A 10,250-nucleotide genomic window follows, 5' to 3' on the forward strand; every position below is an offset into this window, starting at 1 on the left:
AAACAAAGATTAGTTTTAAATTATTTACAGTTTATCCACGTTTTATATAGTTCATAAAAACTCTTATTTAAACACTTACCAAAAAAGTATTTAAATAAATAAAGCGTACTACTTTGAACACCCAACTACCATTTTGTACCTTTGCCACAAACAAAACATAATCATGCAATACCGAATAGAAAAAGACACAATGGGTGAGGTTAAAGTACCTCAAGACAAACTTTGGGGTGCACAGACAGAACGCTCTAGAAATAACTTTAAAATAGGCCGCCCTGCATCTATGCCGCTAGAAATTGTGTATGGTTTTGCTTATTTAAAAAAAGCTGCTGCCTATACCAATTGTGATGCTGGAATACTTACTGAAGAAAAAAGAGACCTTATAGCTGCAGTTTGTGACGAAATCTTAGATGGTAAACATGATGACCAATTTCCATTGGTAATATGGCAAACGGGAAGTGGTACACAAAGTAACATGAATGTAAACGAAGTAATTGCCAATAGAGCACACCAATTGGCAGGTAAAACGATTGGCGAAGGAGAAAAAACCCTACAACCTAATGACGATGTAAACAAATCGCAATCGTCTAATGACACTTTTCCTACTGGTATGCACATTGCGGCATATAAAAAATTGCTAGAAGTTACCATTCCTGGAGTTGAGCAACTTCATGCTACTTTAGAAAAAAAATCTAAAGAGTTTAGCACCTGTGTTAAAATAGGAAGAACCCATCTTATGGATGCAACACCTTTAACCTTGGGGCAAGAGTTTAGTGGCTATGCATCGCAGTTAGAGCATGGACTTATTGCATTAAAAAATACGCTAGCACATTTATCTGAACTTGCACTTGGAGGTACTGCTGTAGGTACAGGGATTAACACTCCAAAAGGCTATGCTTCAACTGTAGCAAAATATATTGCTCAATTTACAGAGCTACCATTTATAACAGCCCACAATAAGTTTGAAGCACTTGCAGCACATGATGCCATAGTAGAATCGCATGGCGCATTAAAACAATTGGCTGTTTCTTTAAATAAAATCGCAAACGATATACGTTTATTAGCAAGTGGTCCACGTAGTGGAATTGGTGAAATAACCATCCCTGCAAACGAGCCTGGCTCTTCTATTATGCCTGGAAAAGTTAACCCAACACAATGTGAGGCCTTAACAATGGTGTGCGCACAAGTTATTGGAAACGATATGGCAATCGCTGTGGGTGGTATGCAAGGACATTATGAGTTAAACGTATTTAAACCTGTGATGGCAGCTAACTTTTTAGAATCGGCGCAATTGTTAGGAGATGCTTGTGTTTCTTTTGATGAACATTGTGCTAAAGGTATTAAGCCTAATAAAGAAGTGATAGAGAAACAACTTAATAACTCCTTAATGTTAGTTACGGCACTAAATACTAAAATAGGGTATTACAAAGCAGCAGAGATTGCTAATACGGCACATAAAAATGGAACAACCTTAAAAGAAGAAGCTGTTAATTTAGGCTACCTTACTGCTGAAGAATTTGATGCTTGGGTAAAACCAGAAGATATGGTTTAACATTGGCTTTTTAATATGAAATACTATTAAAGTTTATTATAAAAAATATAGTTCTGAACCATATTTAGGGGATATTATTTTAGCTTCATAAGCTCAGACATAATAATTGAACTTGGTATTGCAGCATAGTAAGGCAATATACCTCTTTCAACTAATTGATCTTTCTCAAATAACTCTTGACAAACAATCCCAATTACAGACCCATGCTTATCTATTACAGGGCTTCCACTATTTCCAGAAGATGTTTTTGCAGAAAATAAAAACAAATTATTTCCAAAATAGTCATCAACAAATGAGTTTATTTCCCCTCGATGAAATACTTGATAAGCAGATTTTGTCATTGGTATTGAAGGGTATCCTATTGTAATTATACTATCCAAAATTTGGATATTCGTATTTAAATAAAAAGATATTCCTGAATAATTTTTAATCTTAGAGATAGCAATATCAGCGTCATCACTTAAAATAAAAGTGTCAAAATTAATTTCAACATCTTCAATTAATACTTTAATCTCTATTGCACTACTTACAACGTGTCGATTAGTAATAACAAAAAAATCATTATTGTAAGAAATAATAAATCCAGTTCCAGAAGAAATTGATTTATCTGGCAACTTAATCTCAATTATAGGAACTGCATATTTATATTCATCTATTATATAGTTAAATCCAAAAAATAAATTTTTTAAAAGTTTATTTTGTTTTAAAAATTGAAGGTATTCATAATTAGTTGCAATGTATTTTTCTTCTCTATTTTCTTTAATTAAATCGTTATATTTTGTTAAGACAGAAACTTCAACAAGTCTATTAACAATCTTATCTGCAACACCGCCTGGAAACCCACCTTTGCAATAGTTTTTCTCAAAACAGTAATACATAAAATCGTTTAAGGAGTAAATTGCAGAGTATCTATCTTTCCTACCCCTTAGAACTTCTTCAATATCAAGATAAATTTTTTCGTCAGGAGGTAAGCAGGTGAAAAAATTCAAAGCCAACTCAGCAAAAAAAGGATAATCTTTAAACTTAAGCTTTAAAATGTCAAATATCATTTCTTATATTCTGTTCATTAAAATATTTTAGCACAAAAAGTAGTCTTAATAAAAGTAATTAATTTAATCATAAATCTAAAAAAGCGACCCATGGGTCGCTTTTTTGTTCTTAGTATCTTAGAGAGATTACTTCGTCGTAAACTCCTCGTAATGACAGTTAATTCTCAAACTCCTGCAATGTCTTTATAATAATAGACACACAGTCTAGTAATTGCTCTTTAGTCATAACCAAAGGTGGTGCAAAACGGATAATGTTTCCATGCGTTGGTTTTGCCAATAGACCATTATCACGTAATCGCATACAAATGTTCCAAGCCGTTTCACTTTCTTCATCATCATTTATCACAATGGCATTAAGCAACCCTTTACCACGTACAAGATTTACTATATTAGAGTTTTCTATGTATTTATTCATCTCTTCTCTAAACAACTCTCCAAGTTGGTATGCATTTTCTGCTAACTCTTCTTCTTTTACCACATCTAACGCTGCCATTGCAACGGCTGCTGCAATAGGGTTACCGCCAAAGGTAGAACCATGTGAACCTGGTGTGATAACATTCATAATCGGGTCGTTTGCCAATACAGCACTTACAGGATAAGCACCACCGCTCATCGCTTTTCCTAAAATTAAAATATCTGGTTTTACATCTGGTGTTCCGCTACAACTTTTATCAGCACAGCTACAGTTTCCGCAGGTAGCCAATAAACGTCCAGTTCTAGCAATTCCAGTTTGTACTTCGTCTGCAATAAAAAGCACATTATGTTTTTCACATAAGGCTTTTGCAGCTTTTAAATATCCTTCAGAAGGAACATAAACCCCAGCCTCCCCTTGTATAGGTTCTACTAAAAACCCAGCTATATTATCGTTCTTTTCTAGAGTGTTTTGCAACGCAGCAAGATTGTCGTACTCAATTTTAATAAAACCTTGTGTGTAAGGACCAAAATTCTTTCTAGCAACAGCATCATTTGAGAAAGAAATAATGGTAGTTGTTCTTCCATGAAAGTTATTTTCACAAACAATAATTTGTGCGTCATTTTCTTCTATTCCTTTTTCCTCATACGCCCATCTTCTACAAATTTTAAGTGCCGTTTCAACAGCTTCGGCACCTGTATTCATAGGCAGCAGCTTATCAAAATTAAAATACTCACTTGCATACTTCTCATACTTACCAAGCATATCGTTATAAAACGCTCTTGAGGTAAGAGATAAGGTTTGTGCTTGCTTGGTCATCGCATTAACAATTTTAGGATGACAATGTCCTTGATTTACTGCAGAATATGCAGAGAGGAAATCGTAATATTGTTTTCCTTCTACATCCCAAACATGCACACCTTCTCCCCTACTTAATACTACAGGTAGTGGATGGTAATTATGTGCACCATACTTGTTTTCTAAATCTATCGCTTGTTGCGAAGTTAATTGGTCTAAAACAGCCATTTTAAAATAATTTTAATGTGAATAAAATGTCCATTCCTTCATTACCTTTATTTTTTCTTAGACTCTGCGTACCCATTTTGAAGTTATGGTGAAGCCCTGAAAAAGCAGCGTGGGAGAGAAATCATCCCTAGAAGTCTGCAAATTACAAAAATCTTGGCAATTGTTTATAAGCAAAGTATCTTTACATCTTAAAAATTTTTATGCCTAGAAGAGAACGCAATCGTTTTGTAAAACGAGGTCAAATTATAGAAATCTTAATTGAAGATTATGCTTATGGAGGAAAAGGCATAGGTCGTATTAGAAATGAAGAAGGCGAGTTTGTCATTTTTGTTCCTAATACGCTACCCGGTCAATTGGTAAAAGCGCAAGTAAAAAAGTCGAGTAAAAAATATGCCGAATGCAAACTTATTGATGTCTTACAGCCTTCTGAAGATGAAATCGCTGTCGATTATCAAGATATTCCTGGTGCCCCTTATATTGCATTACCTATTGAAAAACAACACCACTACAAAAAAGAGAGCACCTTAGAGCTTTTTAAAAGGATAGGGAAAGTGGAAGATATTGCTTCAAAATTTGATGCTTTTGTAAAATCTCCCAATACATTCTATTACCGAAATAAAATGGAATATGGTTTCTCCGCTATTGGATATGACAGAAAGCAAAAAACCGATGTAGATGAGTTTACCCTAGGTTTTAAAAGAAGAGGTACTTGGTGGATGGGAGATAACTTAGAAAAAGACTCTGGTCTATTTGATGCCGAAGTTGAAAACAACTTAAAAAATATCCGAAAATATTGCGAAGAAACCGGATTAGCTCCTTGGCATGCACCCAAAAAAGAAGGTTTTTTTAGGTACTTAGTAGTTAGGAAGTCATATCACTCTAACAAGTTATTGTTCAACCTAGTAACTACATCGTATGACTTACCAGAATTCGATTTAAATAAATTTGCTCAATATCTAGTACAACTTTTTGGAGAACGAGTAGCAGGGTTACTGCATACTATTAATGATGAAATAGGTGATAGAACTATTGCAACCTCTGGAAGTATTAATTTGGTTTATGGAGAAGACAAAATTGTAGAACACCTTTTAGGACTACAGTTTGAAATAAGCATGAAGAGCTTTTTTCAAACAAATCCTAAATGTGCAGAAAAGCTCTACTCAAAAGTTGCAGACTATGCCTTAGAGAAAAAAGAAACTATAGATAATTCTGTAGTATTAGATTTATTTTGTGGCACAGGAACTATAGGTCAAATTGTAGCTAGTAAAGCTGAAAATGTAAAAATTATTGGGGTTGATATTGTAGCTTCGGCTATAGAAGATGCAAAAAAGAATGCTTCACTAAATACTATTGAAGGGCTTGAATTTTATGCAGCAGATGTAGGTAAATTTTTATCAGATTATCCACAATATCAAAACAATATTAAAACCATTATCCTAGATCCTGCACGTGCTGGAATAGCACCAAAAACACTAAAAAAAATAATAAGCCTAGAAGCAGAACGTTTAGTTTATGTATCTTGCAATCCAGCGACACAAGCCAGAGATGTAGAGCAATTATACCTTGCTGGATATAAGATTAAAAAGTTTAGTTTAGTAGATCAATTTCCACATACGGCTCACATAGAAACCGTAGTATTACTAGAAAAATAACAGGGTTCATGACCAGAAAATTTCTTTTATTAGCTAGTCTTCTTATAGTCCTTAATGGTTGTACCAGAGATGATATTTGTGACCCAAATACTGCTACTACACCGCTCTTGATTATTGTTTTTAAAGACTTTGCTAGCCCTACCCTTGCAAAACAGGTGCCTAATCTTACTGTTCAAACTTCAGACGACGATGAGACTCTTGTTATTAATTCGGTAAGTACAGATTCAATTGCAATTCCGTTACGTGCTGGGAATGTAAACACTCGCTACCTCTTTACTATTAACACAGGAAGTGAGACCGAAGAAATTATTGATGCACTTACCTTTACATATAATACCGAAGATATTTACGTAAACAGAGCCTGTGCTTTTAAAAGCATTTACAGCAATCTAGAAGCAACTAGAAGTGATGAAGATACCGATGATTGGATTATAGATTTTAATGAAGAAAAAACAACTGTTGAAAATGAAATTGAAGCACATTTTACTATTTTTCATTAGTATAATTGGTGTGTCAATTTCAACAATGGCACAACAAGAACAAGCAACCGATACTATTGACCAAAAAACAAAGTATGGATTAAGGCTTGGGGTTGACCTAGCAAAACCTGTTAGAACCTTTGCTGAAGAAGGATATACTGGTTTCGAAATTCTAGGTGATTTTAGGATTAGTGATGCCTTTTATATCGCTGGGGAAATAGGTACTGAAGATAAAGACTTTGATGAAGAAAATCTCAAAGCTAATACTACTGGAAGTTATATAAAATTAGGAGCTGACTATAATGCTTACAATAACTGGTTTGGATTAAACAACGCCATTTTTATTGGACTCCGTTATGGATTTTCAACATTCACGCAAGAATTAGAATCGTACACGGTTTACACTAACAATCAAGTTTTCTTTCCTACCGAAAGAGAAATTAATCAAGAATTTAGCGGCTTAACTGGTAGTTGGGCTGAGCTCCAAGTAGGTATTAAAACCGAAGTATTAAATAATTTATACCTATCCATCAATTTGCAGTTAAAACGAAAAATTAGTGAAGATGTGCCTAATAATTTTGGTAACCTTTTTATTCCAGGATTTAACAGTACTAATGACTTCTCTGAGTTTGGCGCTGGATACGGATATACAATTTCGTATTTAATACCTATTTTTAAAAAGTAACGCTAATCTATTTATTGTTTACTAAACTTTCTACTTCCTTCATACATTTCATAGCGTACTAGCTTACTTTCAAGCTTACCATTGTAGAGTTTAATTTTTCTTGAGGGCCTTAGTCCAACATGTTTTAGCGCTTCCATATTACTGGTAATCATCCAAGCATTTGTTCCAGCATAACCTCTTTTTAAAGTGTTTCCTATATTACTGTAAAAAGCTTCAATATCTTCAACTGAAATTCGTTCATCGTACGGTGGGTTAAACACCATATGCAATTGACGCCCCGTTTCTTTTTCAGAAGAGAAGAAGTCTTGTTCCTTAATTTCTATGAATTCAGAAAGGTTAGCATTTTTAATATTTTCCTTTGCTTTTCTAACCGCAAACCCATCTGTATCACTTCCGTAGATTTTAAAATGAAAATCTTTAACCTTTTTTAAGGCTGCATCCTCAATAACCTCATATAAATCAACATCAAAATCTGGCCAAGTTTCAAAACCAAACTCATCTCTGTTTAAATTAGGCGGGATATTACAGGCTATCATAGCAGCTTCAGTTAATATTGTTCCTCCTCCACACATAGGATCCATAAAGTCGCATTGTCCAGACCATCCAGAAAGCATAATAATTCCAGCTGCTAAGACTTCATTAATGGGAGCAATTGTATTTTCTATTTTATATCCACGCTTATGTAAAGATTGCCCAGAACTATCTAGAGAAACTGTGCAAATATTTCTGTCAATATGAATATTAATTCGAAGGGTAGGATGGTCTAAATCTACATTAGGGCGCTCTCCCTCTTTATCTCTAAATCGGTCGACAATAGCATCCTTAGTCTTTAAAGCAATGTATTGAGAATGGGTAAAGTATTTAGAATATACAGTTGCATCTACAGCAAGAGATCCGTTAGCATCCATATACTCCTCCCACGGAATTTGATATATTTTTTTATATAAATCTTCTTCAGTAAAAATATTAAAACCGGTAATTGGTTTTAAAACTTTAATAGCTGTCCTGCTACACAGGTTTACCTTATACATAAACCCAGTATCCCCTTCAAAAGAAACATTTCTTGTTCCTATTTCAATATTAGAAGCTCCTAATTGTCTAAGTTCTTGTGCTAAGAGTTCTTCAAGCCCATAAAGGGTTTTAGCAAGCATTTTAAAGTTTTTTCCCATTAGAATCTCTGTAAATATGAAGGTTTTTTTAAAGGTATCTTTCTTTAGATGGAACAAAAATAAAGTATTTTAGCACCTTAAAAGAACCTCTATGCAAAAAGATAACCAACATTGGTTTACTTCTTGGTTTGACACTCCGTATTATCACATCCTTTATAAGGATAGGGACTATAATGAAGCCGCTACTTTTATGAAAAAATTGACGGCTTTTCTTAAACTTGAGCCCAATGCAGAAATTTTAGACCTTGCTTGCGGTCGAGGAAGGCACTCAAAGTACCTTAATGAAATAGGCTACAATGTTTTAGGTGCAGATTTATCACCTTCTAACATTTTATTTGCAAAACAATTTGAAAATAAAACACTTCATTTTAAAGTACACGATATGTGTATTCCCATGAACAAAACTTTTGATGCTGTATTTAACTTGTTTACTAGTTTTGGTTATTTTGAAAGTGAAGAAGACAACTACAGAACTATAAAAGCAATTAAACAACAATTAAAGCCGCATGGTTATGGAGTTATTGATTTTTTAAATACTGAGTATGTAAAGAAGACATTAATTCCTGAAGAAAAAAAAGTAGTAGAGGGAATTACATTTAATATCACAAAAAAATTACAAAATGGCTACATAGTTAAAACTATACAGTTTGAAGATCATGGAAAGCACTATACTTTTCAAGAAAAAGTAAAAGCACTTACTTTAAGTGATTTTAAAGAGTATTTTAAAAAGGCTTCAATAGATTTAAAATATATTTTGGGTAGTTATGATTTGTCAAATTATAACGAAGATACTTCTCAAAGATTAATCCTTATTTTTAAGTAATGGTTTATATATTATTAATAGCAAGCGTTTTAATAGGGTATATAATAGCCGTATCTATAAAAACAAAAGAACCGGCTTTTTTACCTATACTCTTAGCATTTAGTGGTTCATTTTTACTTTCTACCACTTTGTTCGAATTACTTCCTGAGGTATTTACAACTCCATCGAAAAAGATTGGCTTGTTTATTATGGGAGGAATTCTATTACAAATTATCTTAGATTTCTTTTCAAAAGGAGCAGAACATGGGCATGTTCATATTCATTCAGAAAAAAAAGCATTTCCATGGTTACTTTTTATTAGTCTTTCTATTCACGCGCTTCTAGAGGGACACCCTATAACGGGTCATGACGCAATGCTTTGGGGGGTAATAGTTCATAAAATCCCAATTGCTATTATTCTCTCATTATTTTTTAAAAGAGCTGCTTTTAGTAGTACAACTACAATATTATTTTTATTTCTTTTTGCTTTAATGACACCCCTTGGGAGTTGGATTACTTCAGAAACATCATCACTTTCAAGATATCAACAAGAAATTAATGCTATTGTGATAGGGATCTTTTTACATGTATCCACCACAATTCTATTTGAAAGTTCAAAAAATCATAGCTTTAATTTTTCAAAAATGACAGCTGTTATAATAGCCGCTGTTATTGCATACTTTATTTAGATAATATAAAGTAGTATAAATAAGTAGTGAAATATACTTCCCGCTAATACAAAGAGATGCCAAATCACATGATTAAAAGGAATTTTTTCAATAGCATAAAATACAATTCCTACAGTATAAGCCAATCCCCCAGCAATTAAAAGATAGATTGCTTCAATGGGAACAGTAGCCTTTAACGCTGAAAAGTCAAATACAATTAACCATCCCATAACAAGGTAAAACAGAAGGGATAGTATTTCAAACCTCCCAGTAAAAAATATTTTTAAAATACTGCCAACTATGGCAATACCCCACACTACATAAAATAGAGTCCAGCCTAAAGAATCTTGCAACGCTAACAACAAAACTGGAGAATAAGTGCCCGCTATTAAAAGATAAATACTAATATGGTCTAACTTTCTAAACAGTAATTTCTTTATAGGATCTTTTTGATAATGATATAAAGAAGAAGATAAGTACAAGGTTGTTAATGAACTACCATATAATACAATGGCAAGAATACTTTCAAAAGTATTCAGCTTCATGTAGACAAATAATAATACAAAACCAATAACAGATAACACAAAACCAATAGAATGTGTAACTACATTTAATTTTTCTTCTCTTTCTGTTTGTTCACTCATACCATTTGGGCAATCTTTTTTGTTCTACAAAAAAGTCACGCTGTACACTTGTATCTTTTTATACAAAGCTATTGTATAAAAAGGATATCGTTACCATCGTTATTGCATTTATTGC

The 10,250-nt window shown here is 33.2% G+C and carries 10 protein-coding genes; 6 read left to right on the forward strand and 4 right to left on the reverse strand.

Annotated elements, in window-relative coordinates; translation table 11 throughout:
- Window positions 1-163 precede the first annotated feature (163 nt).
- The gene (gene fumC / locus RM538_RS12430; protein WP_311333766.1) at window positions 164-1,549 is read left to right on the forward strand and encodes a class II fumarate hydratase; all 1,386 of its coding nucleotides are present in this window, start codon (window positions 164-166) and stop codon (window positions 1,547-1,549) included.
- A gap of 74 nt (window positions 1,550-1,623) precedes the next feature.
- On the opposite strand, the gene RM538_RS12435 is transcribed toward fumC, so the two are convergent.
- Together RM538_RS12435 and rocD are read right to left on the reverse strand one after the other, a co-directional pair.
- Window positions 1,624-2,598 carry a S1 family peptidase gene (locus tag RM538_RS12435; protein ID WP_311333767.1) on the reverse strand — a complete coding sequence of 325 codons (975 nt, stop codon included), beginning with the start codon at window positions 2,596-2,598 and terminating at the stop codon, window positions 1,624-1,626.
- Between the two features lie 157 nt (window positions 2,599-2,755).
- Window positions 2,756-4,036: an ornithine--oxo-acid transaminase gene (rocD, locus tag RM538_RS12440; protein ID WP_311333768.1), complete on the reverse strand. Its 1,281-nt coding sequence runs from the start codon at window positions 4,034-4,036 to the stop codon at window positions 2,756-2,758.
- Between the two features lie 200 nt (window positions 4,037-4,236).
- Between rocD and rlmD the strand changes: the two genes are divergently transcribed.
- Genes rlmD through RM538_RS12455 form a run of 3 tightly spaced genes read left to right on the forward strand, consistent with a single transcriptional unit; the run spans window position 4,237 to window position 6,852 of the window.
- Window positions 4,237-5,688, forward strand: a complete 1,452-nt coding sequence (rlmD, locus tag RM538_RS12445; RefSeq protein ID WP_311333769.1) for a 23S rRNA (uracil(1939)-C(5))-methyltransferase RlmD — start codon at window positions 4,237-4,239, stop codon at window positions 5,686-5,688.
- Between the two features lie 8 nt (window positions 5,689-5,696).
- A complete protein-coding gene (locus tag RM538_RS12450) occupies window positions 5,697-6,188 on the forward strand; it encodes a DUF6452 family protein (protein WP_311333770.1) in 492 nt (163 codons plus the stop codon).
- A gap of 25 nt (window positions 6,189-6,213) precedes the next feature.
- Window positions 6,214-6,852 (forward strand): DUF6048 family protein, encoded by a 639-nt coding sequence (locus RM538_RS12455; RefSeq protein ID WP_311333771.1) that lies wholly within the window; start codon window positions 6,214-6,216, stop codon window positions 6,850-6,852.
- Window positions 6,853-6,863: 11 nt separating this feature from the next.
- On the opposite strand, the gene RM538_RS12460 is transcribed toward RM538_RS12455, so the two are convergent.
- A complete protein-coding gene (locus RM538_RS12460) occupies window positions 6,864-8,021 on the reverse strand; it encodes a THUMP domain-containing class I SAM-dependent RNA methyltransferase (RefSeq protein WP_311333772.1) in 1,158 nt (385 codons plus the stop codon).
- Between the two features lie 91 nt (window positions 8,022-8,112).
- On the opposite strand from RM538_RS12460, the gene RM538_RS12465 reads away from it, so the two are divergent.
- Window positions 8,113-8,844, forward strand: a complete 732-nt coding sequence (locus RM538_RS12465) for a class I SAM-dependent methyltransferase (RefSeq protein ID WP_311333773.1) — start codon at window positions 8,113-8,115, stop codon at window positions 8,842-8,844.
- Window positions 8,844-9,512: a ZIP family metal transporter gene (locus tag RM538_RS12470; protein WP_311333774.1), complete on the forward strand. Its 669-nt coding sequence runs from the start codon at window positions 8,844-8,846 to the stop codon at window positions 9,510-9,512. The genes RM538_RS12465 and RM538_RS12470 overlap by 1 nt, the downstream gene beginning before the upstream one ends.
- On the opposite strand, the gene trhA is transcribed toward RM538_RS12470, so the two are convergent.
- Window positions 9,509-10,135 (reverse strand): PAQR family membrane homeostasis protein TrhA, encoded by a 627-nt coding sequence (gene trhA, locus RM538_RS12475; protein ID WP_311333775.1) that lies wholly within the window; start codon window positions 10,133-10,135, stop codon window positions 9,509-9,511. The two genes, RM538_RS12470 and trhA, sit on opposite strands and share 4 nt — an antisense overlap.
- Window positions 10,136-10,250 lie beyond the last annotated feature (115 nt).

The sequence above is a fragment of the Patiriisocius hiemis genome (assembly GCF_031846325.1).
Classification (GTDB): Bacteria; Bacteroidota; Bacteroidia; order Flavobacteriales; family Flavobacteriaceae; genus Patiriisocius_A; species Patiriisocius_A hiemis.

Bases quoted from the DNA above. Each gene is read 5' to 3' on its own strand.
- RM538_RS12455 (WP_311333771.1), top strand. From the start codon at position 6,214: ATGGCACAACAAGAACAAGCAACCGATACTATTGACCAAAAAACAAAG.
- fumC (WP_311333766.1), top strand. From the start codon at position 164: ATGCAATACCGAATAGAAAAAGACACAATGGGTGAGGTTAAAGTACCT.
- RM538_RS12460 (WP_311333772.1), bottom strand. From the start codon at position 8,021: ATGGGAAAAAACTTTAAAATGCTTGCTAAAACCCTTTATGGGCTTGAA.
- rlmD (WP_311333769.1), top strand. From the start codon at position 4,237: ATGCCTAGAAGAGAACGCAATCGTTTTGTAAAACGAGGTCAAATTATA.
- rocD (WP_311333768.1), bottom strand. From the start codon at position 4,036: ATGGCTGTTTTAGACCAATTAACTTCGCAACAAGCGATAGATTTAGAA.
- trhA (WP_311333775.1), bottom strand. From the start codon at position 10,135: ATGAGTGAACAAACAGAAAGAGAAGAAAAATTAAATGTAGTTACACAT.
- RM538_RS12435 (WP_311333767.1), bottom strand. From the start codon at position 2,598: ATGATATTTGACATTTTAAAGCTTAAGTTTAAAGATTATCCTTTTTTT.
- RM538_RS12450 (WP_311333770.1), top strand. From the start codon at position 5,697: ATGACCAGAAAATTTCTTTTATTAGCTAGTCTTCTTATAGTCCTTAAT.
- RM538_RS12465 (WP_311333773.1), top strand. From the start codon at position 8,113: ATGCAAAAAGATAACCAACATTGGTTTACTTCTTGGTTTGACACTCCG.
- RM538_RS12470 (WP_311333774.1), top strand. From the start codon at position 8,844: ATGGTTTATATATTATTAATAGCAAGCGTTTTAATAGGGTATATAATA.